The 23,713-nt window shown below is 68.1% G+C and carries 28 protein-coding genes and 1 pseudogene; 15 read left to right on the plus strand and 14 right to left on the minus strand.

The annotated features are described in order from the left end of the window. Positions 1-78: 78 nt before the first annotated feature. Complete coding sequence (locus I1E95_RS01510; RefSeq protein ID WP_231594782.1) at positions 79-543, minus strand: hypothetical protein; 465 nt, start codon at positions 541-543, stop codon at positions 79-81. 172 nt (positions 544-715) lie between these two features. Then, positions 716-1,952: pseudogene (locus I1E95_RS01515) on the minus strand (serpin family protein). A 37-nt stretch (positions 1,953-1,989) separates the two neighbouring features. On the opposite strand from I1E95_RS01515, the gene I1E95_RS01520 reads away from it, so the two are divergent. From I1E95_RS01520 to I1E95_RS01535, 4 genes are all read left to right on the plus strand, one after another. Further along, a complete protein-coding gene (locus I1E95_RS01520) occupies positions 1,990-2,421 on the plus strand; it encodes a hypothetical protein (protein ID WP_197164766.1) in 432 nt (143 codons plus the stop codon). Between the two features lie 13 nt (positions 2,422-2,434). Then, positions 2,435-3,475, plus strand: a complete 1,041-nt coding sequence (locus tag I1E95_RS01525) for a ligase-associated DNA damage response exonuclease (RefSeq protein WP_197164767.1) — start codon at positions 2,435-2,437, stop codon at positions 3,473-3,475. Next, positions 3,472-3,660 carry a hypothetical protein gene (locus tag I1E95_RS01530; protein ID WP_197164769.1) on the plus strand — a complete coding sequence of 63 codons (189 nt, stop codon included), beginning with the start codon at positions 3,472-3,474 and terminating at the stop codon, positions 3,658-3,660. Before I1E95_RS01525 ends, I1E95_RS01530 begins: the two co-directional genes overlap by 4 nt. Before the next feature lie 220 nt (positions 3,661-3,880). Then, the gene (locus I1E95_RS01535) at positions 3,881-4,546 is read left to right on the plus strand and encodes an SDR family oxidoreductase (protein WP_197164771.1); all 666 of its coding nucleotides are present in this window, start codon (positions 3,881-3,883) and stop codon (positions 4,544-4,546) included. Between the two features lie 20 nt (positions 4,547-4,566). Here the strand turns inward: I1E95_RS01535 and I1E95_RS01540 are convergent, their stop codons facing one another. Further along, positions 4,567-4,863, minus strand: coding sequence for a hypothetical protein (locus I1E95_RS01540; RefSeq protein ID WP_197164773.1), 297 nt, complete (start codon positions 4,861-4,863; stop codon positions 4,567-4,569). Between the two features lie 297 nt (positions 4,864-5,160). Further along, the gene (locus I1E95_RS01545; protein WP_197164775.1) at positions 5,161-5,364 is read right to left on the minus strand and encodes a hypothetical protein; all 204 of its coding nucleotides are present in this window, start codon (positions 5,362-5,364) and stop codon (positions 5,161-5,163) included. 142 nt (positions 5,365-5,506) lie between these two features. Between I1E95_RS01545 and I1E95_RS01550 the strand changes: the two genes are divergently transcribed. From I1E95_RS01550 to I1E95_RS01565, 4 genes are all read left to right on the plus strand, one after another. After that, complete coding sequence (locus tag I1E95_RS01550) at positions 5,507-6,178, plus strand: dienelactone hydrolase family protein (RefSeq protein WP_231594783.1); 672 nt, start codon at positions 5,507-5,509, stop codon at positions 6,176-6,178. A gap of 32 nt (positions 6,179-6,210) precedes the next feature. Next, positions 6,211-6,939 (plus strand): phosphoribosyltransferase, encoded by a 729-nt coding sequence (locus I1E95_RS01555; RefSeq protein ID WP_231594784.1) that lies wholly within the window; start codon positions 6,211-6,213, stop codon positions 6,937-6,939. A gap of 10 nt (positions 6,940-6,949) precedes the next feature. Then, a complete protein-coding gene (locus I1E95_RS01560; protein ID WP_197164779.1) occupies positions 6,950-7,675 on the plus strand; it encodes a triacylglycerol lipase in 726 nt (241 codons plus the stop codon). Positions 7,676-7,940: 265 nt separating this feature from the next. Further along, a complete protein-coding gene (locus I1E95_RS01565) occupies positions 7,941-9,053 on the plus strand; it encodes a hypothetical protein (RefSeq protein WP_197164781.1) in 1,113 nt (370 codons plus the stop codon). On the opposite strand, the gene I1E95_RS01570 is transcribed toward I1E95_RS01565, so the two are convergent. From I1E95_RS01570 to I1E95_RS01590, 5 genes are read right to left on the minus strand one after another with little or no spacing between them, the layout of a single operon-like run. Further along, positions 9,034-9,843, minus strand: a complete 810-nt coding sequence (locus I1E95_RS01570; RefSeq protein ID WP_197164783.1) for a hypothetical protein — start codon at positions 9,841-9,843, stop codon at positions 9,034-9,036. The two genes, I1E95_RS01565 and I1E95_RS01570, sit on opposite strands and share 20 nt — an antisense overlap. Positions 9,844-9,886: 43 nt before the next feature. Further along, entirely contained in the window at positions 9,887-10,246 is a 360-nt protein-coding gene (locus tag I1E95_RS01575; protein WP_197164784.1) for a hypothetical protein, read from the minus strand. A 37-nt stretch (positions 10,247-10,283) separates the two neighbouring features. Further along, complete coding sequence (locus tag I1E95_RS01580) at positions 10,284-10,508, minus strand: hypothetical protein (protein WP_197164786.1); 225 nt, start codon at positions 10,506-10,508, stop codon at positions 10,284-10,286. A gap of 19 nt (positions 10,509-10,527) precedes the next feature. Beyond that, positions 10,528-10,836, minus strand: coding sequence for a chaperone modulator CbpM (locus I1E95_RS01585; protein WP_197164788.1), 309 nt, complete (start codon positions 10,834-10,836; stop codon positions 10,528-10,530). Beyond that, a complete protein-coding gene (locus I1E95_RS01590) occupies positions 10,829-11,743 on the minus strand; it encodes a DnaJ C-terminal domain-containing protein (protein ID WP_197164796.1) in 915 nt (304 codons plus the stop codon). The genes I1E95_RS01585 and I1E95_RS01590 overlap by 8 nt, the downstream gene beginning before the upstream one ends. Before the next feature lie 161 nt (positions 11,744-11,904). On the opposite strand from I1E95_RS01590, the gene I1E95_RS01595 reads away from it, so the two are divergent. Further along, positions 11,905-13,572, plus strand: a complete 1,668-nt coding sequence (locus I1E95_RS01595; RefSeq protein ID WP_197164798.1) for an ATP-dependent DNA ligase — start codon at positions 11,905-11,907, stop codon at positions 13,570-13,572. Here the strand turns inward: I1E95_RS01595 and I1E95_RS01600 are convergent. From I1E95_RS01600 to I1E95_RS01615, 4 genes are all read right to left on the minus strand, one after another. Next, complete coding sequence (locus I1E95_RS01600) at positions 13,556-14,215, minus strand: DUF4178 domain-containing protein (RefSeq protein WP_197164800.1); 660 nt, start codon at positions 14,213-14,215, stop codon at positions 13,556-13,558. The genes I1E95_RS01595 and I1E95_RS01600 overlap by 17 nt on opposite strands. Positions 14,216-14,283: 68 nt before the next feature. Next, entirely contained in the window at positions 14,284-15,816 is a 1,533-nt protein-coding gene (locus I1E95_RS01605; RefSeq protein WP_197164814.1) for a polyamine aminopropyltransferase, read from the minus strand. 2 nt (positions 15,817-15,818) lie between these two features. Next, positions 15,819-16,049, minus strand: coding sequence for a hypothetical protein (locus tag I1E95_RS01610; protein ID WP_197164816.1), 231 nt, complete (start codon positions 16,047-16,049; stop codon positions 15,819-15,821). 1 nt (position 16,050) lies between these two features. Next, entirely contained in the window at positions 16,051-17,097 is a 1,047-nt protein-coding gene (locus I1E95_RS01615; protein WP_197164818.1) for a hypothetical protein, read from the minus strand. Between I1E95_RS01615 and I1E95_RS01620 the strand changes: the two genes are divergently transcribed. From I1E95_RS01620 to I1E95_RS01640, 5 genes are all read left to right on the plus strand, one after another. Next, entirely contained in the window at positions 17,096-17,305 is a 210-nt protein-coding gene (locus I1E95_RS01620; protein ID WP_197164820.1) for a DUF350 domain-containing protein, read from the plus strand. The genes I1E95_RS01615 and I1E95_RS01620 overlap by 2 nt on opposite strands. 16 nt (positions 17,306-17,321) lie before the next feature. After that, positions 17,322-19,862 (plus strand): ligase-associated DNA damage response DEXH box helicase, encoded by a 2,541-nt coding sequence (locus tag I1E95_RS01625; RefSeq protein ID WP_197164822.1) that lies wholly within the window; start codon positions 17,322-17,324, stop codon positions 19,860-19,862. A 106-nt stretch (positions 19,863-19,968) separates the two neighbouring features. Next, the gene (locus tag I1E95_RS01630) at positions 19,969-20,685 is read left to right on the plus strand and encodes a PspA/IM30 family protein (protein ID WP_197164824.1); all 717 of its coding nucleotides are present in this window, start codon (positions 19,969-19,971) and stop codon (positions 20,683-20,685) included. Further along, positions 20,682-21,635: a phosphate ABC transporter substrate-binding protein gene (locus I1E95_RS01635; protein ID WP_197164826.1), complete on the plus strand. Its 954-nt coding sequence runs from the start codon at positions 20,682-20,684 to the stop codon at positions 21,633-21,635. The genes I1E95_RS01630 and I1E95_RS01635 overlap by 4 nt, the downstream gene beginning before the upstream one ends. A gap of 58 nt (positions 21,636-21,693) precedes the next feature. Further along, positions 21,694-22,944, plus strand: coding sequence for a glycosyltransferase family 2 protein (locus I1E95_RS01640; protein ID WP_231594785.1), 1,251 nt, complete (start codon positions 21,694-21,696; stop codon positions 22,942-22,944). A gap of 138 nt (positions 22,945-23,082) precedes the next feature. Here I1E95_RS01640 and I1E95_RS01645 read toward each other — a convergent pair whose 3' ends face one another. Next, entirely contained in the window at positions 23,083-23,319 is a 237-nt protein-coding gene (locus tag I1E95_RS01645; RefSeq protein ID WP_197167590.1) for a hypothetical protein, read from the minus strand. A gap of 104 nt (positions 23,320-23,423) precedes the next feature. Between I1E95_RS01645 and I1E95_RS01650 the strand changes: the two genes are divergently transcribed. Continuing rightward, positions 23,424-23,693, plus strand: coding sequence for a hypothetical protein (locus I1E95_RS01650; protein ID WP_197164829.1), 270 nt, complete (start codon positions 23,424-23,426; stop codon positions 23,691-23,693). Positions 23,694-23,713: the final 20 nt, after the last annotated feature.

Consider the following 23,713-nt stretch of genomic DNA (forward strand, 5'->3'; position numbering starts at 1 on the left):
CCTGCTCCATGGCTAAGGGCGCATCCTGCCGCCGTCAACGCGGTGGGGCCGCCACACCACCCGTCGAGCCGAAGTATTTCAGGGCCTTCCGGTAGGCCCCCGGGAGGGGGTAGCCAGCAGGTCGGCCAGGTAGGAGGAGAGACGGAAGCCCGGATCACCGGGATAGCGGATGTCGGCGACCCTCCAGTCGCCGTCTGGGGCAGGCCGCATCTGATACCCCAGCCGCACGGGCTGTTCACGGGCGCGGTTGAGCAGGCCCGCCTTCACGTCCACCAGGGCTTCGAGGGCCCCCTGTTTCCCCGGGACGCACCCCACCACCGTGGCTCCGAAGGTGGCTGCCTGGGTGCCGCTGAACACGTCAAAGTCCACGAAGCCACCATCGGCAGGGCTCATCCGATAAGCCTTGCTCAGCTGGTCATACAGCCCTGGCATGAAGCGGCTGCGCTGGCTCGAGAGATCGATCGGCCCCCGCTCGTTCTGGCGCGCGACCTGCCAGCGGTACAGACCGGCGATCTGGGCGGTCACAGGCGCGGGACAGGCCATCGGCCGGGCCTGCGCTGCGATCAGGGGAGCAGGCCCGACAAGCCCTGGCAACGCCATCAGTCCAGCCAGAAGTCCAGAACACCATGGGGCCATTGAGCTTCTGACCTGCCTGATTTCTGCCCTCCAGGCTATGGCCAGCAGCGAACGGAGATGTGAGCCTGGGCTCCTGCCTCTACCCCTGCTCGCCTGGGTCCAGCACGCGACCCAGAAAAAGCAGTGTGCCGGTGGGCTGATCGCGGATCATCAGAAGAAACGGGTGGTCGACACGGAACGGCGTGATCGGATCTTCGCCCAGCCCACCGACCGGCATCATCATGATCGTGGCCGCAGCCGCCTCGGTTCCGGTTTCATCAACCCGCAGGGTGGCCTCCTGCAGCACGCTGGACAGGTAAAGATCAGGAAATGCACTGATCCCCGAGAGATCAGCACCGGGGCCGAATACTTCACCCAGACCCATCCGCTCGAGGCTTCCAATCAGATCGGGGCGGTCCCTCATCTTGAACCTTGGCGGCATCAAATCCACCCGCGTCTCCTTCATCACCTCGAGGGCCTTGTTCAGGCTCTGCGGGGTCAGCCGACGCTTCAAAGCCGCCAGACCATCGCGTTGGTCAGGGAGCAGGATCAGCAGCGTGTGATTGGGTGTGTCCCAGCTCGTCCCCTGATAGGGAATCTCCAGAATCCTGCCGCCCGGGATCGCCCCCAGCCGGTACCAGCCGGTTCTCTGCATGAGCGGCACGACCCTCGTGCCGCCACCCTGCAGAAAGAACGATCCCGTGTGGGTGGCTTCCGGGTCGAATTCATGCACCCACTGACCTTGAAACCAGATGGTGCTCAGCAACGACAGGCGCGTGTCCGGCGAGAATTGCGCGGCAGAGGCAAGCTCCTTGATCCTGCCGCGGGTGCGCTCGCTGACCCAGGCATTGATGCGCTGGGCGGCTCCCTGGGGATCGCCGGCATAGTCGAGGGGGGTGATGCTGGCTCCGAAACTGCTGGCCATGGTCTGGAGGAAGGCCGGCCGCAGCGTGAAGCGCTCCGCCGGCCAGATCGACTGCCCCATCACCAGCTGCGACCCGGCTCAACGCTGCGGCCGTGTCACCGCCGGCACCTCGGGCCACCATCATCAGCGCGGCATAGAGGCTGTAGGGAGACACCAGCAGATTGCCGGGCTGTTGCCAGAGCTGATCCAGAAGATCGAGCGAGAATGTGGTCGTGCCGGCGGCGATTCTCTCCCGCTCCGATTTAGGAAGGCTCGGTAACGGCTGGGATCGAAGCGGGGAGCTCCAGGCCACCCAGAGAACCAGACAGGAGATCAGCAGACCGGGCCACCATGCGCAGGGCTTACCGGCGGCTGGGCTGACGATCTGACGGGGTCTGACTAGCTTGCGGCCGATCCATCCGCCCATGGCCATGGCAGTGGGAGTAATCAACAACTGACTACGGAGATTGGTGGGTCCCTCCTTTCTGGTGCTGACGCTCACGGGAGGCTTCAACGCCAAGGCAGGACCGAGGCTGGAGCCCTTCCTCCTGAGCTGCCGGCTGAACGACGGGTCCCGGATGACCCTGCGCATCGATCCCAGGCATCAGCAGATCCAGAAGCTGGATCCCGGCACGGGGGAGGTGACGAGCACCATCACCACCGATGAACCGCCTGCCGAGCTTGGAGGAGGGATCGTCGAGGACAGCACCGTGAAGATCTCCGAGCGGGACATCTCCTGGAACAAACGGATGTACAGGCCCCAGTACGTGGCGGAACGCCATGTCATCCAGCGGCAGACCCTGGCCTATCAGGGTGAATGGACGATTCAACGCGACGATGGTCCAGACATCGATCAGCAGACAGTGACTGGAACCTGCCAACAGATCGACAGGCTTCCTTAGGTTGATCGACACGATGTCCCTGCCCGCCGACAGCCTGCTCCGGCTCACACCCCAGGGGCTGTACTGCCCGGCCGCCGAGGCCTGGATTGATCCCTGGCGGCCGGTGGCACGGGCCCTGATCACCCATGCCCACGCCGATCACGCCCGGCCGGGTTGCGGCGAGTACTGGGCGATCGGCGCCAGTGAGGCGATCCTGCGTCAGCGCCTCGGCGCGGGCATCCGCCTGATCCCCGTCGACTACGGGCAACGGCACCGCATCGGCGCCGCCCGCGTGTCGTTCCATTCCGCCGGCCATGTGCTCGGCAGCGCTCAGATCCGCGTGGAGGCCGGCGGCGAGAGCTGGCTGGTGAGCGGCGACTACAAGCGCTGCACCGATCCCAGCTGCGCGCCGTTCGAGCCGGTGCCGGCTGATGTGTTCATCACCGAGGCCACCTTCGGCCTGCCGATCTACCGCTGGGCGAGCGGCGCGGCGGTGGCTGGCGCCATTCGCGACTGGTGGCAGGGGGCCCAGGAGCGGCCATCGCTGCTGTTCGCCTACGCCTTCGGCAAGGCCCAGCGGCTGCTCGCCGAACTGGCCGCCATTGGTGTGCAGGAGGAGGTGCTGCTGCACGGGGCCGTGCAGGCGTTGATGCCCGCCTACCGGCAGCAGGGGGTCGCCATGGTGCCCACCCGGCCCGTGAGCGACCTGCCGCGCGGCGAAAGCCTGGCGGGGAAGCTGGTGATCGCCCCCCCCTCGGCGCACCGCTCGGTGTGGATGAAGCGCTTCCGAGATCCTCAGACCGCCTTCGTGAGCGGTTGGATGGCCGTCCGCGGCGCCAGGCGGCGGCGTGGCTTCGACCGCGGCTTCGTGCTGAGCGATCACGCCGACTGGGACGGCCTGCTGCGCACCGTCAGGGAGACCGGCGCCCGCCAGGTGTATGTCACCCACGGCAACAGCGATGGCCTGGCCCGCTACCTGCGCGATGTGGAGGGACTCGCAGCGGAACCCCTGGGACGCACTTTCGAAGCGGAACGCAGCGAGGATGGAGACGAAATCGATCCGAAGCCGGCATGAAGCGACTGGGACGAGGACTGCTGGGCGCTCTCGTGGGGTTTGTGCTGAGCACGCTGATCAGTCTCGTGCTGGTGGCGCACTACTCGCCACGGCAGGACCGGGAACTGGAAGCGGCGATGACCAGTGTCTTCTTCTATGGGCCGGTGGGAGCAGGTCTGGCGTTCCTGGTGGGATTGCTGTGGTGATGCTGTGGTGATGGACGGCATCCGAGCGCCTCAAACACTGCCGCACGGCCTTGCATCGACCAGCGCCCTGAAGAACCAGGCCAGTTGTGGTTGACGCGCGCCGCTGTTGCAGTTCAGGACAAAGGGATCGAGTGAGATGATGCCACAGGCAACCCAATCGCTCGTCGAATGACCGATTGCATCGACGTTCAGGGTTGTCAAAGCATGAACTCCCCCTGTTATGGCCACTGTCCTGATCACCGGCGCCAATCGCGGCATCGGCTTCGAGTACTGCAGACAGCTCGCCTCCCGTGGCGATTCCGTGGTGGCCGTCTGCCGCCATCCTTCTCCTGATCTGCAGGATCTCGATGTCAGGATCGAGGCTGGAGTGGAGGTCACCGATGCGGCATCGATCACTGCCCTGGTGGAACGGCTGCAGGGTCTGCCGATCGATGTGCTGATCAACAATGCCGGCATCCTCGAGAGAACCACTCTGGAGGATCTCGATGTCGACAGCCTCCGCCGTCAGTTCGAGGTGAACGCGATCGCGCCCCTGTGCCTCACCCGTGCCTTGCTGAGCCAGCTGCAGCCAGGTTCGAAGGTGATCCTGATGACCAGTCGCATGGGGTCGATCGAAGACAACACCTCCGGCAACTCCTATGGCTACCGGATGTCGAAGGTGGCCCTCTGCATGGCGGGGAAATCCCTCTCGATCGACCTGAAGCCCCGCGGGGTTGCCGTTGGAATCCTCCATCCCGGCATGGTGAGCACAGGGATGACAGGGTTCACGTCCCAGGGGATCGCACCACGGGATTCCGTGCGAGGGCTGCTGAATCGGATCGACGAGCTCACCCTGGAGAACTCGGGAACCTTCTGGCATGCCAACGGTGAGGTGTTGCCCTGGTAGCCCATCCTGGAGCCGGGAACTCAGGCCTGGCTGGCCGAAAGGGCCTGAAGCGCCATGGTCACATGGGCCTGCAACGCACCGATCGCCATCAGTTGCCTGGGGCTGCGTCCCCTGGCCAGGGCTCCATTCCTCTGCTGCAGAGCCTGCAGCAGCCGTTGACTCACCTGTCCGTAGCTGCGCAGCAGCTCTTCGAGTTCATCATTGCGCTCCTCATCGGCATCACCTTCGATGATCGGGGCGTCGGGAGCGGCTGATTGCAACAGCGTGATCAGTTGCCGGTGGCTGATGGCCTGGGGAACAGGATGATTGGCATCCATGAACAAGCAAAGGATGAAGACTTGTAAGCAGAGATTATGGGGATTTCCTAAAACCTGGAATCACTCGGCATGTAGTGATCACCCAACCTGCCGCTGACGGTCTGCGCCTGAGGCCGAGGCCTCGCCCCATGGATCTACCGCAGCGCAGCGCCATGAAGAAACCACGTGCATCGGCATGGTCAGAGTTGTCCCGATCTCACTGCCCTCGAGACGATGGGCTGGGCAAGGCACTGGGCCTGGCACCAGACGTGGATCCGATCGCTGATTGCCGTGCACCGGGGACAGGAACGGGGCCACTCAGTCGATGCGACCCGGAGGGGACTCGACCCCGGCTGCGCCCTCGAGTTCAGCCTCGGTCAGTTCCTTGAGTTCCTCCTCCTCGGCAACTCCCGCCGGCGAGGGTTCACCGGTGAGTTCCTCTCTCAGGTCCTGGAGTGTGCGATCGGCTGATTCGGAGGCGTCCAGCTCATCGTCGCGGGGTTGTGCGGGCGTCCAGGTCATGGCAGGCACCGGAAGGATGGGGGATCGGAGTGATCTTCCTGAACCGTATCCACGATGGTCTTCGCCGGCCGCGGCCTCGGAAGGATCCTTGCAGCGCCCCCGCCCTCCCGTGGCTAGGACAAGGATGACTCAGGGCCAGGCTGTGAGCCGTTCCACCGTCAGTGAACGAGAGGTCATCGTCCAGTCGGCGGGGGTGGAGCTGGCCGGCAGTCTGACGCTTCCGGATCCGTCAGCCGGGCTGGTGCTGTTCGCCCATGGCAGCGGCAGCAGTCGCTTCAGCCGCCGCAACCGCTACGTGGCGAGGGTGCTCGTGGAGGGCGGGCTGGCCACCCTGCTGTTCGATCTGCTCACCACCGCCGAGGAGCGCATCGATGACCTGGACCGGTCGTTGCGCTTCGACATTCCCCTGCTCAGCCGGCGCCTGATCGGGGCGATCGACTGGGCAGGCCGCCAGCCGGAGCTGGGCGGCCTGCCGATCGGACTGTTCGGCGCCAGCACCGGCGCCGCCGCCGCCATCACCGCGGCGGCGGCACGCCCGGAGCCGGTGGCCGCCGTGGTGTCCCGCGGTGGCCGTCCGGACCTCGCTGCGGAGGCCCTTCCACGGGTGGGCAGCCCCACGTTGTTCATCGTCGGTGGATGGGACGACGAGGTGCTCCAGCTCAATCGGCAGGCCGCCGCACGGCTGACCGCCCCCCATGCCCTCCAGGTGGTGCCGGGAGCCAGCCACCTGTTCGAGGAGCCCGGAACCCTGGAGCAGGCCGCTCACCTGGCCCGCACCTGGTTTCTCAGGCACCTGAGCGGGGGCAGGACCTGAAGGCCTCCCGATTCCTCACGCCTCCTCACGTCATGGCTGTTCGACCTCCTCTCTGGACCGACCGCCACCAGGCGGGTCTCGCTCTGGTGGACGCCTTCGCTGATCGCCAGGGCCGCGCTCACGACACCACCCTGCTGGCGCTGCCGAGGGGGGGTGTCCCGGTGGCGGCGGCGATGGCCTCTCGCCTGGGGCTCCCCCTGGCGACCTGGTCGGTGCGCAAGGTCGCCGATCCGGCCTGGCCGGAGCTGGCGATCGGTGCGGTGGCCGCCGGAGGGGTGGTGGTCTGGCGCAACGGGGAGGGCGCACTCCTTCGGGCGACCACCGCGACCATGCACGGCTGGCTGCGGGCTCAGGAGAAGGAACTGAGACGCCGGCAGGAGCTCTTCGGAGACCCGCCGGGCGAGCAGCTGCGGGGGCGTCATCTGATCGTGGTGGACGACGGCATCGCCACCGGCATGACCATGAAGGCCGCCCTGCTCTCCCTGCGCAAGCTGGAGCCAGCCTCGCTGGAGCTGGCGGTGCCGGTGGTCGATCGCGGCGTCGCCACCGAGCTGAGCCAGCTGGTGGATCACCTGATGGCCCTGGCCCCCGTGGACGATCTCCAGGCTGTGGGTCTGTGGTACGAGCACTTCGATCAGCTTCGGGACGAGCAGGTTCTGGCCCTGTTGAACCAGACCCCCCCGGCACGGGGCCACGGCCATCAGGCGACGATGGCCAGAGACCCAGCCGAAGCCTTCCAGGACGACCTGGCGACCCACTGAGCTCCGCCCGATGCCCCGACAACCGATCGTGATCCTCGGTGGCTTCCTGATCAGCCCCGAGGCCTACGCCCCGATGGTGGCCCGGCTCGGGCAGCTGAGCGGACAGCCGGTGACGCTGGTGCCGGTGGGCAGGGCCGAATGGCTGCTCACCGTGTTCGCCTTCGCCTGGGCTCGGATCCTGGATCGGGTGGCCACGACCGTGGCCGAGCTGGCCGCGCACTCTCCCACCGGCCGGGTGACCCTGATCGGCCACAGCTCCGGCGGCATCATGCTGCGGCTGTTCCTGGACGATGCGCCATTCCAGAACCGCCGCTACGACGGCAAGGCGCTGGCCGACACCCTGGTGATGCTCGGCAGCCCGCACACGGCGCTGAAGGCCACGGTGCTGCGCCGGATGGTGCAACGGCGGCTGCCGGGAACGCCCTTCGCCGATCGGGTGAGCTACGTGTCGGTGGTGGGCGATCTGGATCTGGAGTGCGCCTCCCCCATGGCCCGGCGCCTGGCACCCACGGCCTACCGCAACAGCACCGGAGAGGCCAACGACCATGGCGACGGCCTGGTGCCTGTGGCCTCCGCCCTGCTGGAGGGCTCCACCCCGCTGGTGTTGCCGGGGGTGGCCCACGGCGGAGCCTTCGGGCCCTGCTGGTACGGCAGTCCGGAGGTGGTGGAGCGCTGGTGGACCCTGGCTCAGGAGGCCGTGGGCGGTGGCGGGCGTCTCCATCCAGCCCATCGGTGATGACCGCGTCCCTTCTCCGCCGGAGAGGCCCCCTTCTGCAACGTGCTGGACAGCGAAAGCCCGGATTCCGGGATCAAAAAGCTGCTTGGCCTGCTGAATCCTGAGCAGAGGAGAGGCGAGCCATCACACTCCCTCTCAACTCAAGAATGTCAGCATGATGCGTTACAAACGCTTATCTCATTGCCAGCAGAATTCGTTTGGGATGATTTAAGGTTTGTTGGCCTGTAGATTCATTGAACGACTACCTTCCCGGCTTCTCCTTTCCATGCTGCACGTCGACATCCCCACCCGCGCCGAGATCGAAGCACTGATGCTCGATCACGGCGCAGCACGCGTCAGCCTGGTTCTGCCGACCACGCCACTGACCCAGGAGGCCCATGCCGACCGCATCGCCCTGAAAAACCTTGCCGGCGAGGCCATCGAGCAGCTCGCCAGCCACGACAAGCGTGAGGTTCTGGCGATTGAGGAGCTGCTCCACGACCTCATCGATGATGATGATTTCTGGGACGTCCAGGCCAACAGTCTTGCCGTCTTTGTTTCGCCGGAAGGCCTGCGCAGCTTCCGCCTGCCCAACCACCTCAAGCCGGCCGTTCAGGTCAGCGACCGCTTCCACGTCCAGCCTCTGCTGCGGACGGTCACTGTGCCCCAGTCCGCCTACGTCCTGGCCCTGGCGCAGAACAGTGTGCGCCTGGTGGCGGTCTCCGCCGACCTGCCGGCCGTCGAGATCAGGTTGAACGGCATGCCGAAGGATGTGGCCAGTTCGGCCAGGAAAGCGTCCATCAAGGACCGCTCGCCCAGCGGTCGCCTCCAGGGCTCCGAGGGCATGAAGGTGCGTCAGGCCCAGTACGCCCGCAAGATCGATCAGGCGCTGCGGCTGCTGCTGGTGGGCCGGGAGACGCCGCTGATCCTGGCGGCCAGCGAACCGATGCAGTCTATCTACCGCGAAGTTCAGTCGTATCCACACCTCGCACGGACTGCAATCCCGCAGAATCCAGAAACGCAGAGCGATGCCGATCTGGCCGCAAGTGCACGCGCCATCCTGGATGAGCTGTTCCGGGATGAACTGGCGGAGATCCGGTCCCTGTTCACCCTGCGCGCCAGTCAGGGTCGGACCACATCCGATCTGGCCCAGGCAGCCCGTGCGGCCACCTACGGCGCCATTCAACTGCTGCTGATCGACATCGACGATGTGACCCCGGGCACGATCGACGACGAGGGAACAGTGACCTTCGCCGATGGCCCCAGCGCCGAGAGCTATGGCATCGTCGATGAAATCGCCAGCCGTGCCCTGGTGATGGGTGCCAAAGTGATGGGTGTGCGCAAGGCCGACATCCCTGGTGAGGCCAGCCTGGCGGCGATCATGCGCTATCAGTTCTGAGTGTCGACGATCCATCCAGTCCGGATCCTGACGTGCTCGGCTGATTCAGCCGAGCCATCGCCTCATGGAGGGAACTGAGGCTGACATTCTCGCAAGAGAATGAATCACCGTGACCGAAGGGATTATCGAGATCCCAGATCATCAGCAAGACGAACACCATCAGAAAAGCGATCACTCCGAGATAGAACACAATCTCCAGCAGGTCCTTCATGCGGATCAGCGCCAGCCCGGTGCACAGAAAGCTCGTGCTCAGCACCGAGAGCAGGTACACCGTGGGGACGAAAGGAACGTTGCGGATCGTTTCCATGCGCAGCAGTTGCCCGCGCAGGCTGGCCACCTCCTGCAGCAACCGCGCCATCAACGGTGCTTCACACCATCGCCGCAGACCGGCAAGCTCCCGGTTCAGCCCATCCAGCCGTTCATGCAGATCGGCTGTGGTGACGGTGCCATGGAACCACTCCAGGAAGGCACCCCCCACCTCTCTCAATCCACGCTGCAGCAGGGTGACGTCGGCCTCCGGCTGTGCCCAGCTCAACGACTGCAGCTCCGCATCCAGATTGAGCAGTGACAGGGACAGCAGGGCCGGACATTTTTCGCTCTCCTTGTAATCGGCGAGCACGCCATTGAAGAGGAAGCCGATCAGGAACACATTGGAGGTGACCAGACCGGCGAACAGGGGTGTCACCCGCAGCACCTCCCAACCCTGGGAGATGGCCAGCACCTTCAGGGCGGCCACGGGCAATAACAGCAGGAGCAGCCTCAACAGCATCCCGAGACGGCGCAGCAGCATGGCGGTGAGGGTCCTGCTCCCCCTCGAAGGGCTGGAGCCAGATCTACAGGCGGCCTGACTCCCCCGTGGCGTCGGCCTGAACCATTCCAGCCCAGCAGCAGCGCCAGGTCGATCGGCAGAGCCACATGGAGGAACCACAGACCCCGAAGCTCAGGCCGCCATGCTCAGCTGCCGAGTTGAGGCCGTCGGCGCTGTGGGAGGCGCTCGGGGTCAGGGCCGCCGTCAGCCCCAGGACGAGGACCCAGGGCATGGAGCGGTCACGGAAGTCCCCCACCTGCTCGAGGATCGTGCGGAAGCGCCACCAGACAGGTGACCGTGACGCCGTGGTGAGCCACCAGCGGCTCCGGGACAGAGCCCGACAGGGCTCGGTTGTGCAGCCCCAGGCCCAGACCACGATCGGCAACCAGGTGACGAGCGCACGGCGACCTGATGGCCAAGGGTCAGTCGTTGAGCAGATCGAAGATGGCCTTCTGCAGATCTTTCGACTGCTCCAGTTGATCGAACACCCAGGCCATCGCTGTGGCTGGTTCCTTGAATCCCAGCTCGGCGCAGAGCCGCTGGATGATGGCCGAATGCTCCTCGTAGAGAGCGAGATCACTGACCCGATGCACGCTCAGGTGCCGGGTGATCAGCGATCCGGTGGTGGAGAGTTCTGAAGCCTCCATGGCTACGGCCGCCCAGGCCTCATCGGGGCAACAGACACTCTAGTTCCCGCAGCCGTCGCTCCAGAGCCTCGATCTTCTCCAGGTAGGTGAGGGCCAGGGCCATGCCGGGGGGGTTGAGTCCGAAGGTGTCCCGCAGCTTCACCGCCCGCCGCGCCTGGTGGACCGTCTGGGCCTGGAAGCTCCAGCCCGTGGCACCTTCCCTGGTTTCGAACACGCCGAACTCCACCAGCTCCACCAGCTCCTCGTGGGCCAGTCCCGAGGCCGCCAGCAGCTCGGCCGATCCCACAGGAGTGTCGGCGTCCACGGGGATCAGGAGATCGTCAGCCATCGGTCGTCCCTCCGGTGAACTGTGGACGGGGCTGGAAGGAGGACGCCGTCGCCAGTTCACGATAGAGCTCCTGTTCGCGCTCGCTGATCTCCCTGGGCATCACGAGCTGCAGCACGCCATAAAGATCTCCGGCTCCTCCGCCCCGCTTCGGCAGCCCCTTGCCGGCCAGCCGGAGCTTCTGACCGGCCTGCGCGCCTGGCTTCACCGTCACCCGCACGCGGCCATCAAGGGTGGGCAGCTCGATCTCGGCGCCGAGAGCCGCCTCCCAGGGGGTCACCGGTAGCTCCAGGTAGAGGTCATGACCCACAGGCCGGAACAGCGGGTGCGGCAGCAGCTGGATGTGGAGGTACACATCCCCGTCAGGGCCCCCACCGCGGCCGGGGCCGCCGCGTCCTGGAATGCGCAGCCGCTCGCCGTCGGTCACGCCCATCGGAACACGGATGCGCACGGTCCCGCCCGGCCCCTCCAGGGTCACCTGGGTGCCATGGGCAACCTCGTCGAGGCTCAGCCGGGCCACGGCCTCCACGTCCTGACCGCGGATCGGGAACTCCGCGCCTCCCGCCTGGCCTCGCCGCTGTGAGGTGCGGAATCCCATCTGCTCGAACAGCTCCGAGAGATCCACCTCCTGGTGGGCCTGGCCCTGCCAGAAACGGGTGTCCCACTCCGGTGGTGGCCGGAACTCCTCGCCGGGTCGATGGCGGCCCAGGCCGTCATAGGCCTGGCGCTTCTCCGGATCGGAGAGGGTCTCGTAGGCCTCGCTGATCTCCTTGAAGCGATCCTCGGCCCCCGGCTCCTTGGAAATGTCGGGGTGGTGCTGGCGGGCCAGGCGCCGGTAGGCCTTCTTGATCTCCTCGTCGCTCGCTCCCCGCTCGATGCCGAGGGTCTCGTAGTAGTCCTTGAACTTCATCGGGCCTTGGCACCGGAGGCTGCAGGGCGGGCGGAAGCGCCGGGTGGGTAGGCGCTTCAGCCGCAGGACCCCGATCGCCATCCTCCCGTGCGGCCGGCCAGGCCGGGCGATCGGTCACGGCACTCGCCAGGGTGGAGGCCGATCCGCCAGGGCCGCCCTCCATGCGCGACTTCTGCGCCCTCTATGAGCAGCTCGATCGCAGCCCCGGCACGACGGCCCGGGTGTCGGCCCTGGAGGCCTATCTGCGCGCGGTCGATCCCGCCGACGGGGCCTGGGCGCTCTCCCTGCTGCTGGGCAAGCGGCGCAGGCGGCTGATCACCGGCCGGCGGCTTCGGGAGATCGCCCTGGCCGCCTCGGCCCTGCCGGAATGGCTGTTCGATGACTGCCATGCCCAGGTGGGCGACAGCGCCGAAACGATCGCCCTGTTGCTGCCGCAGCTGACGCTGCCTGAGGCGGAGCTGATCGAGCGGCCCCTGGCGGAATGGATGGGTGAGCGGCTGCCGGCGATCGCGGCGCTGGAGCCTGCCGCCCAGGCCCGGGCCGTGCTGGAGGCCTGGGCCTCCCTTCCCGCAGGCCAGGCGTTCCTGTTCAACAAGCTGCTCACCGGGGGCCTGCGGGTGGGGGTCTCCACGGGGCTGGTCACCCGGGCCCTGGCGCGGGTGGCGGGGCTCGAGGAGGCCGAAATCGCCCAGCGGCTGATGGGGGGCTTCGAGCCGACGGCCGACGCCTTCCGCAACCTGCTCGCCCCTGCGGCGGCAGGGGCGGCGGCGCCGGCGAGCCGCCCCTTCCCGTTCTTCCTGGCCAGCCCTCTCGATCCGGCCCAGCTGGAGAGCTGGGATCCCAGCCACTGGCGGGCGGAGTGGAAGTGGGACGGCATCCGCGGCCAGCTGATCCGCCGCGCCGGCGGCAGCTTTCTCTGGAGCCGCGGCGAGGAGCTGGTGAACGAGAGTTTTCCCGAACTGGTGAGCCTGGGGGAGGCCCTGCCGGAGGGCACCGTCCTCGACGGCGAAGTGATCGTCTGGAACCCCGGCGAGAAGCGACCCGAGGGCTTCGCGGCCCTGCAGCGACGGCTGGGGCGCAGGAGCGTGGGAGCGGCCCTGCGCCGCCAGTGCCCGATGGCCTTCGTGGCCTACGACCTGCTCGAATCGGGTGGCGCCGACCGGCGCGACGAACCGCTGCGCCAGCGGCTGGAGCGCCTGGCGGAGCTGTGTGCTGTCGTGGCCGGGGGCGATCACCCCGAGCGGCAGCGCCTGCGCGGCTCGGCGGCCGTACCCATGACCAGCTGGGAGGAGCTGGAGCGGCAGCGCGGTCGCGCCCGCGAGGTGGGGGCCGAGGGACTGATGCTCAAACGGCTGGAGTCCCCCTACAGGGCCGGCCGCCGCCGGGGCGACTGGTGGAAGCACAAGCTCGAACCGCTCCACCTCGATGCGGTGCTGCTCTACGCCCAGGCCGGCAGCGGCCGCCGCGCCAACCTCCACACCGATTACACCTTCGGGATCTGGAGCCGCCCACCGGGATCAGCCGGCGCGGAACCCCAGCTGATGACCTTCGCCAAGGCCTACTCAGGACTCGATGATGCCGAGATCGCCGAGCTCGACCGCTGGATCCGCCGCCACACCACCGAGCGCTTCGGTCCGGTGCGGGCAGTGGAACCCCTGCAGGTGTTCGAGCTGGCCTTCGAAGGGCTGCAACCCTCGAAACGTCACAAGAGCGGCCTGGCGGTGCGCTTCCCGCGCATCGCCCGCTGGCGCCGCGACAAACCGGCGGCGGAAGCCGACAGCCTCGCCACGGCCCTCAGGCTGCTGGAGGGGATCAGCCCCCCGGGCTGAGGGTCCTGTACACCGAACGACCATCCCCCGGCAGCAGCACCAGGGACGCGGGATCCAGCTGACGGCCAAGGGTCACTTCCGCCTCCGCCTCCGCGGGCTCGAGCTCAGAGCCAGGGGCCGGGGGGCGGGATCCCGGGCTGCCCCCATCCCAGCGCTCCAGGGACAGCACCAGGCCCTCGGGTCCCTCGTAATCGCCGAAGCGGCAGCCGCTCAGCCGCCGGTTCATGGTGCGGGAGGTGGAGCTCACCGCCGCGCGGCCCTGTTCCCTGAGCCGGTAGGTGACCCCCTCCCAGGTGATCGTCGCCGGGAAGGGCAGGGGCTGACGATCCAGCTGGCGGGCCAGCTCATCCGGGCCCCGCTCCAGCCAGCTCACCTCCAGCCAGTCGTCTTCACAGACGCAGAGCCAGCGGCCCTCGCTGCCATCGCGCACCAGATACTCGAGCCACTGAAAACCCTCCTCGTCGTAGAGCAGGCGGTCTTCCACGACCCAGTCGCGGCCTTCGGCCTGGACGATGTCACCTGTGCGCAGGTCGAAGAGCGTGCGCTCCTGGGGCAGGGCCGCCGGGGGCCGGCGTCGCTTCTGCCGCTCGCGCAGGACCCACGCCGCCACCAGCAGCAGCACCAGCAGAACCCAGACGCCCATGGGCACGGCTTCGGCCCGGAGCCCGTCGTCCGGAGAGGTTCAGCCTATCGAGCGGGGCCGGGCGGGACTCAGTCCTGCCGCCAGAGGGACTGGCGCTGGTAGCCATCCAGCACCGGCCGCGACAGACGGTTGGGCAGCACGAGCGCATCGCGTGGCGGGCGCAGATCCCGGGGCAGCAGGAACAGCCGCTCCAGCTGGGCCCGATCGAACCAGCGGCCCTCGAAGGGCAGGGCACCGGCCTGGAGGCGCTGGCCCCGGCGGTGGGCCAGCACGAACCCCCAGGGCCCGAAACTGGGCACATCGACGCTGTAGGGCCGCGCCACCAGGCCCAGTTCGGCCAGGGTGGCCTGGATCGAGGCCATCACCTTGGGGGTGAAGAACGGTGTTGAGGCCTGCGTCACCAGCAGGCCGCCGGGCGCCAGCCGCCCCAGCAGGCGCCCATAGAACGTGACGCTGTAGAGCCTTGCCAGAGCCGGGCTCTCAGGATCCGGGAAATCGGCGATCACCACGTCGTAGGGGCCCGGCAGACGACGCACCAGCTCGAAGGCATCCCCGACGTGCGTCCTGACCCGCGGGTCGTCAAGGCTGGCCTTGTTCAGGCGCCGCAGGACGGGATGGGCCCTGGCCAGCTGCAGCATCTGCAGATCCAGCTCCACCAGATCGAGACGGCGCACCCCCGGCCAGCGCAGGATCTCCCGTGCCGCCAGGCCATCGCCCGCCCCCAGCAGCAGCACCCGCTCAGGCCGCCCGTGCAGGGCCAGGGCCGGATGCACCAGCGCCTCGTGGTAGCGGTATTCATCCAGGCTCGAGAACTGCAGGTTCCCATCGAGGAACAGCCGCAGATCGCCGCGGCGGCTGGTGAGCACGATGCGCTGATGGCGCGACTGCACCCGCCCCACCACCGGATCGTCGTAGAGGCCATCCTCGATCCGGTTGCCGAGGGGCACCAGCGCCCAGGCCGCCAGAGCGGCCAGGGGAAGGGCCGCGCTCACCGGCCAGCGCCAGCGGCGGCAACCGGGAAACACCCAGCACAGCACCGCGCTGCTGATCAGGGGCATCATCGCCAGCAGACCAGCGGTGGGCAGCAGGCCGAACCACGGCAGCAGCAGCAGCGGAAACAGCAGGGACCCCAGCAGGGCTCCGAGGTAATCCAGGGCCAGCACCCGGGCCAGGGCTTGGCGCAGGTGCTGCTGGCTCTCCAGCAACCGGGTGAGCAGGGGCACCTCCATGCCCCCCAGCACCCCCACCAGCACGGTCACCACCACCAGGGCCAGCCAGAGCGGGCCATCGACACTGAACAGAGCGAACAGCGCCAGCGGCCCCAGCAGGCAGAGTGGAGAGAGGCAGAGCTCCACCAGCAGAAACGCGTTCAGGAGCCGCTGCTGGGGCCGCACACCACCGCCGACGAACTGACTCAGCCAGGCCCCCAGCCCCATGGCCGCCAGGAAGGTGCCGATCACCATCCCCGTGGCCAGGGCCACATCGCCAAGCAGATAGCTCGCCTGGGTGACAAGCATCAGCTCCAGCACCAGCCCCACGCTTGAGGAGAGCGCGGCGGTGGCCAGCAGCACCCGCACCTGCAGCGGCGAGAGGGGCGGCATGGCTACTTGGCCGTCCCGGGGCCCCGCCCCTGGAATCCAGGCCAGCTGGAGCGACCGCTTCGGGGCACCCAGACGCCGCCCCGGTAGCTGCCGCGGTAACTCACCCCACTGGATCCGGACGGCACCCCCTCCTGCCCCAGTCGGAACAGGAAGGGCCGGCTGACCGCGGTGACCGTGCCCACCGTCACCGCCGAGAGAGTGAGCACCAGGATCAACGTGCGCTCGAGGGCCATCTCAGGCCTCCAGCGTCAGCACAGCCACCGGGTGGGGACTGAGCACGCCGTCCTCCAGCACCAGCCGCATCCACTCGATCTCCCAGGGCTCACCACCATCGGCGATGGTTTCAGGCAGCGTCAGCCGCAACCCCAGGCTGGCGGGCTCCTCCACCCTGAGATGGAGCACCTCCTCCACCGTCAGCCAGTGGTCACCGTCGCTGGAGTGGGCCGCCACCGGCAAGACCCGCTTGAAGTCCAGGCGCGAGCGGCCGAGGGCATCGCTCACCTCCAGCTGCAGCTCCGCCTGCAACCGGGGGGAGTGGGGACCGGCGTCGCTGGAGGGACGCTCATAGCGGGCCCGCACCTCGACACGCACCAGGCCAGCTCCTCCAAGACGGCAGCGCAGATGCACACGGTTGTCCTCCAGGCGCAGCACCTTGCGCAGGCGCCAGTTGCGATAGATGGAGCTCATGGCGATCCCCGCCATCAGCAGCGTCACCAGGGCGGTGAACCAGAGCAGCGGGGCGTCGACGCTGTGGTTGCGCACCTCCAGCCGCAGCAGCAGGGGGCTCTCCAGGGGCCTGCCGGCCGTGTCGAGCAGATCCTCGAGCGTGAGCCGCAGCCGGTACAACCCCGAACCCGGCGGCCGCAGCGACAGCCGCAGCCCGTCGTCGCTCTCCTCCCAGCGGCCGCTCTCCCCCCCCTCCGACCAGGTGCCGGACTCGCGCCAGCCATCCTTCGCCAGCTCCAGCACGGTGGCGCCGCCGGCGTCGAGCAGCTCCACCCCCAGCCCCATCGAGCTGTTCACGGGCAGCTCGGCCCGCAGCTGGATCAGCGGGCTGCCGAACCAGCCCGAGTCCAGGCGCAGGGGTTCGCTGGTGCTCGACTCCTCCGGCACCACCGCGATCTGCTGGCGCTGGGGCCGCTCCAGCATAGAGATCAGCAGGACCAGCAGAGGGATGAGGGGCAACAGCCAGAGCAGCAGGGGCCAGCGCCGCACAGAGGCCGAAGCGGGCCCGGCACCGGACCGCTCCTTAGCCTGAAGGGCGCTTCGGGATGCCGCCATGGTCAAACCCCTGCTCCAGCTCCTGCTGACGGTCGGGTGGACCGTCGTCGGGGTCATCCTCATCTATGCGGGCCTGCTGCTGTTCGACAAGCTCTCCCCGATCGACTACCGCTCCGAGATCCGCAAGGGCAACGTGGCGGCCGGCGTGGTGCTGGGGGCCGTGATCCTGGCCATCGCCGCGGTGGTGGTGGGCATCCTCACCACCTGATCCGGACCCCCCTGCCTTGGCCACGCAGCCCGTTGCCCTCGAGCCGATCGAGGCCTGGTTCCGCCGCAAGGGCTGGCGGCCTCTTCCCTTTCAGCGCCAGTGCTGGAAGGCCTACCTGCGCGGGCGGAACGGGCTGATCCAGGTGCCCACCGGCGCCGGCAAGACCTATGCGGCGGTGATGGGACCGATCGCCGCGATGCTGGCGAATCCAGAACCGGGCCTGCGCCTGCTCTATCTCACACCCCTGCGTGCCCTCAGCCGCGATCTGGCCCTGGCAATCCGCGAGCCGATCGAGACCATGGGCTGGCCGCTGACGCTGGGCATCCGCAACGGCGACACCGCCAGCAGCGAACGCAGCCGTCAGCTCAGGCAGCCGCCCCAGATCCTGATCACCACGCCGGAATCGCTCTCGGTGCTGCTGGCGAACCGGGCGGCTCCGCAGCTGTTCGCGGGCCTCGACGCGGTGGTGCTGGATGAATGGCACGAGCTGATGGGCAGCAAGCGCGGCAGCCAGACGGAGCTGGCCCTGAGCTGGCTGCGGGGCCATCGCCCCGGCCTGCGCACCTGGGCGATCAGCGCCACCATCGGCAATCTGGAGGAGGCCGCCCGGGCAGCGGTGGGGGTTGGGGCGACAGAGGACCCCCTGCTGGTGCGGGCGCGGGTGCGACGGGGCACGGAGATCCGCAGCCTGCTGCCGGAGTCGATCGATGGCTTTCCCTGGGGCGGTCACCTGGGCCTGCGCATGTACGAGGAGCTGGTGGCGGCCCTCGATCCAGCCATCTCCACGCTGATCTTCACCAACACGCGCAATCAGTCGGAGCGCTGGCATCAATGCCTCCGCTACGCCTGCCCGGAGATGGAGGGGGCCCTGGCCCTGCACCACGGCTCGATCGACAGGGCCGAGCGCGAGGCGATCGAGGCGGGCGTGAAGGCGGGTGACGTGCGCTGGGTGGTCTGCACCAGCGCCCTGGATCTGGGGGTCGACTTCCAGCCGGTGGAGCGGGTGGTGCAGATCGGCAGTGCCAAGAACCTGGCGCGGCTGCTGCAGCGGGCCGGCCGCTCAGCCCACACCCCCGGCGGTACCTCCCAGGTGCTGTTCATGCCCACCAATGCGCTGGAGCTGCTGGAGGTGTCGGCGATGCGGCGGGGGCTGGAGGAAGGGCTGGTGGAAACCCGCCGGCCGCCGGCGGCGCCACTGGACGTGCTGCTGCAGCACCTCACCAGCCTGGCCTGCGGCCCGGGTTTCGATCCGGATCTGGAGCTGGAGCGGGTGCGCAGCAGCTGGAGCTACCGCCACCTCGATGGGGCCAGCTGGCAGTGGTGCCTGCGCTTCCTGGAGCACGGCGGCGACTGCCTCGGCGCCTACCCCCGCTTCCGCAAGCTGGAACGCGATCCGTGCGCGGCAGCAACATCCACGCCGAAGGCGTCTTTTCTCTACAAGGTCAGGGATCCCGCCATCGCCCGCCTGCACCGGCTGGGAATCGGCACGATCACCTCCAGCAGCTCCATCAGCGTCAAGGTGGTGCGCGGCGCCACCCTCGGCCATGTGGAGGAGGGGTTCGTGTCACGGCTGAGACCCGGTGATGTGTTCTTCTTCGCCGGGCGGCAGCTGGAGTTCGTGCGGCTGCGGGACATGACCGCCCTGGTGAAGGCCAGCACCCGCAAGAGCCGCATGGTGCCCGCCTGGGCCGGGGGTCAGATGGCCCTCTCCGATCTGCTCAGCGTGCATCTGCGCCGCGAGGTGCACCGCTGTGCCGGTGCGATCCAGGCCGGCGATCCGGCGGCAGCCGCGGCAGGCGGAGGCGCCGATCAGCAGCTCGACACGGCCGAACTGCGGGCTCTCGAGCCGCTGCTGCGCCGTCAGGCCCTCCTCTCGCGCCTGCCCCGGGAGGATCAGTTCCTGGTGGAGGTGACCCGCAGCCGCGAGGGCAGCCACCTGTTCGCCTACCCCTTCGAGGGACGCTTCGTGCACGAAGGGCTGGGCTTCCTCTGGGCCGGGCGGCTCACCCGGATTCAGTCGGCGACGATCACGGTGTCGGTGAACGATTACGGCTTCGAGCTGCTGGCCCCCCGCGGCTATCCCTTCGAAGCGCTCTACGAGGCCTGGAGCGAGGCGCTGCTCGACCAGACGGACCTCGAAGCGGACCTGGAGGCCTCGATCAACCTCTCCGAGCTCTGCCGCCGACGCTTCCGGTCGATCGCCCAGATTGCCGGCCTGGTGGTGAACGGCTTCCCGGGGCAGAAGAAGAGCGGCAGCCAGCTGCAGATCAGCGCCGCCCTGCTCTTCGATGTCTTCAGCCGCCATGAACCCGGCAACCGCCTGCTGGAGCAGGCCCGCCGCGAGGTGATGGATGAGCAGCTGGAACTGGGCCGCCTGCGCCAGGCCCTGGAGCGACTCAGCCGCGCCCAGCGCCTGCTGGAACGCACTCCACGACCGGGACCCTTCGCCTTCCCCCTGCTGGTGGAACGCCTCAACAACCGCATGAGCAGCGAGTCGGTGCTGGAGCGGGTGCAGCGGCTGGTGGCTGAGGCCAGAACAGCCGAAGACGACGGTTGACGGTCTCCGTTCAATGAACGCTGCTGACGTTCCCCCTGGGCAGCTGGAGAAGATCGGGCGCCATCCCTAGCCTGAGCGCGATCACTCCATCGCACACAGGCCTGCTGTGAAGTCATTCATCTACTGGTTGATGGGCGATCGGGCCGGACGGGTGGTGGTGGGGAGCTGGCGCTGGCTGTGGGGCCTGCCGGTGGAATCCGGCGGCAAGGTGGCCGTCGCGGTGGCCGAGGAATCGCTGCAGTCGATGCAGGAATCGGTGCAGAAGCTGGCGAAGGCCGTGGCCATGCAGGTGGGCGCCTACGAGCGGGCCAAGAAGAAGTACCAGGAGAAGACCATCGAGCTGGGCAACTTCGAGCAGCAGGCCCTGCTGGCGCAGAAGACCGGTCAGGAGGACGGAGCGAAGCTGGCGATGGGTCGTGCCATTCAGATCGAGAAGCTGCTGCCGGCGCTGGAGCAGCAGGTGCAGCAGGCCGAGGCTTTCGTGACCGCGTCCAAGGACAAGCTGAACCGGGAGCGCCTCAAGCTCGAGCGCTACAAGAGCGACATGCAGAACATGAAGGATCTGGCGGAGGTGAACGCAGCGCTCGAATCGATCGCCCAGGTCAACAACGAGTTCGACATCGGCTCGGCCCGCTCGTCCTTCGAGGCCGCCCGCAGTGCCGTGGAAGGCCGCCACCTGCGCAGCACCGCCCTGGCGGAACTCTCCGAGAACCCCCAGGAGAAGTTGACGGCGGATCTCGAGCAGCTCTCGCTCGATGCCGAGGTGGCCCAGCGACTCCAGGCCCTTGAAGCCGCGACTCAGCCGAAACCTCAGCAGCCATGAACGTCCGGAACTCCACAGGCCAGCGCAGCGGCCCGCCGCCGATCGTGTTCATCCTGCTGGCCCTGGTCGGGGCCGGTGCCCTCTGGACCTGGAGGGACCAGGTCGGCGGCCTGCTGGGCACCAGCCCCAGGCTGCCCAGCCTCCCCCAGGCCCCGCCGGGCATCCCCGGACTTCCGGGCCAGGGGCCGACGGCGGCGGCTTTTCCACCGCCCGCGAACGTGGCCGCGGGCACCGCCATCAGCATCGACGGCTCCACCAGCATGGTCCTGATCAATGAGGCCCTCAAGCAGGGCTTCATGGCCGCCTTCCCCGGGACGGAGGTGAGCACAGCGGCGGTGGGCACCGACAACGGCATCCAGGCCCTGCTGGGGGGCAGCATCAGCCTCGCGGCGATCTCCCGACCACTCACCACTGAGGAGCAGGGCCTCGGCCTGGTGGCCGTACCCGTGGCCAGCGACCGGATCGCCCTGGTGGTGGGCCTCGACAACCCCTTCCGCCGCGGCCTTTCCCGCAGCCAGACGGTCCAGATCTTCAGGGGTGAGATCACCAGCTGGAGCACCCTGGGGGGCAGCGATCGTCCGATCCGGGTCCTCAACCGCCCCAGCGTCAGCGGCACCCATGCCGCGTTCCGCAAGATCGTGCTTGACGGCCAGCCCTTCGGCAGCAGCCCGAACATCACCACACTCGAGCGCGACGCCACCACGCCGATGCTGCGCCTGCTCGGCCGTGATGGGATCGGCTATGCCACCTACGCCCAGGTGGCCGACCAACAGACGGTGCGGGTGCTCGCCATCGATGGAGCCACCCCGGAAGCGGAGTCCTACCCCTTCCAGCGCCAGTTGTTCTACGTCTATCGCGAGCCCGCCTCGGAGGCCGTGAAGGCCTTCCTCGGCTTCGCTCTCTCTCCGCAGGGAAGGGCCGTCATCCAGAACGCCGGCAAGGGCCCCTGATCCCAGCCGGCTCGGCCCCAGCGGCGAGAGTGGGCGCCCTGGGCTGGACCCGATGACCATGGTGATCACCCTTCAGCTGCTCCAGGCGGCGGGTTGGCTGGCGGCCTTCGCTCTGCTGGTGCTGCTGCTGGCGCTGGAGTTCACCATGGGGCGTGCACCGCGCCTGGGGGCCACGGAACTCACCCCCGCGAGCCCCTCCACGGGCGCCGCTGAGGCCGGCGGCGGCGATTTCCTCAGCGTGATCGTGCCGGCCTACAACGAGGCGACCAGGATCAACGACTGCGTGGGCGCGTTGCTGGCGAGCGACCTGCAGGGTCTGAGCTGGCGCCTGATCGTGGCTGACGATGACTCCAGCGACGGCACCGCCGAGGGGTTGGACGCACTCATCGCGGCCGGAACGTTCCCATCGCCGCCCCTGGAGGTGATGCGCTGCGGGCCCCGTCCAGCGGGCGAGCGCTGGAATGGCAAGACCTGGCCGTGCAGTGAAGCGGTACGACGGCTGCCCCATCCCCCCACTCCCGAAGCGGGCCCACCCCCGACGGAGTGGCTGCTGTTCGTGGATGCCGATGTGACCGTGGCGCCGGCGGCCCTCACCAGCGCCGTGGCCGAGGCCCGCCGCAGCGGGGCCGATCTGCTCACCCTCGCGCCACGGATCCGCTGCGGCTGCCTGGCCGAGTGGGTGGTGCAGCCGATCGTGGTGGCGCTGCTGGGTCTGGGCTTTCCGATCGCCCGCGCCAACGATCCCGGCGACCCCACCGCCTTCGCTGCAGGCCCGTTCATGCTGTTTCGTCGCTCCAGCTACGAGGCCATCGGCGGGCACCGGGCTCTGGCGGCGGAGGTGGTGGAGGATCTGGCCCTGGCGCGGGCGATCAAGCAGCGGGGATTCCGCCTGCGTTACCTGCTCGGCATCGACCTGCTGGAGCTGCGCATGTACCCCGATTTCAAGGCGCTCTGGGAGGGCTGGACCAAGAACTGGCATCTGGGCCTGAACCGCAACCCTCTGCTCACCCTGGCCAGTGGTGCCGTGGTGTTCGGCCTGTTCAGCGGTCCCTGGCTGCTGCTGCCGCTGGCGTGTCTGCAGCTGATTCAGCAGCCGTCCGACTGGCCGTCACTGCTCACGCCGGCCCTGACGGGAGTGGCTCTGCAACTGGCGGTCAGGCTCTGGAGCCGCTGGCGTTTCGGACTGGGGCTGCGCCACTGGTGGCTGGCCTGGCTGGGTGGTGTGGTGATCGCCGCGATTGCTCCGGTGTCGATCTGGAAAACCAGCACCGGCCGGGGCTGGACCTGGCGGGGTCGCTCGCTGGCCTGAGGCGGGAGTACCGGAGGGGTTGCTGCCGACCGGACTCAGGCCTTGCTGAGCCTCTTGACGATCCAGTTCATCAGCACCAGGGAGCCCACCAGGGCAATCAGCAGGGCGATGGTCATGGGGAGTTGCCTTCTGGCGTGATTATGTCGGGTCGCTGAGCAGGGAATCCGCCACCACCGTTCCATCCCGCAGCAGGCGCGCGACGGTGAGATTGCTCACCGGTTGATCGTGGCCACCCTCCAGCAGCCACTCGGCCATTTCCATGCGCAGGGCGTAGGCGTCCTCGAAGCGTTCACGGCTCTCGAGGGCGTGCAGGCGGCACTCGAGCCAGTGGCGTGTTTCGCCCGGAAGCTGGCGCTGGAGGCGTCGTCGAGTCACCAGAGCTCTCCATGCATATGGGAATCCTGGCGGAGCGCCTCGCCTTTGGTGTAGCAAGGGGAACACATCCGGTTGGAGACTGGACACCGCTGGATGTTGTCGCGATGAGCCACCGCTGCCTTGGGCCTGCCCTGGTGATCACCGCACTTCTGGCCAGCCCGGGCGGGGTCCGGGCGTCCGACACCAGCCATGACACCCGCCACGACTGCCGCCTCTGGCGGAGCAGCCACGGCCTGGAGCGGGTGGAGATCGCCAACCGCCTCGGTGCCGCCAACCTGCTCACCAAAGTGCACAACTTCGCGGTGGCCACCCCGGGGGACACCCGAAGCCTCTACAGCAGTTCCGACATCCGGCGCCTCTGCGCGCTGCAGTGAAGGCGAGGCGGATCCTGCCG

The organism is Synechococcus sp. CBW1107 (genome assembly GCF_015841355.1).
GTDB lineage: Bacteria > Cyanobacteriota > Cyanobacteriia > PCC-6307 > Cyanobiaceae > Regnicoccus_A.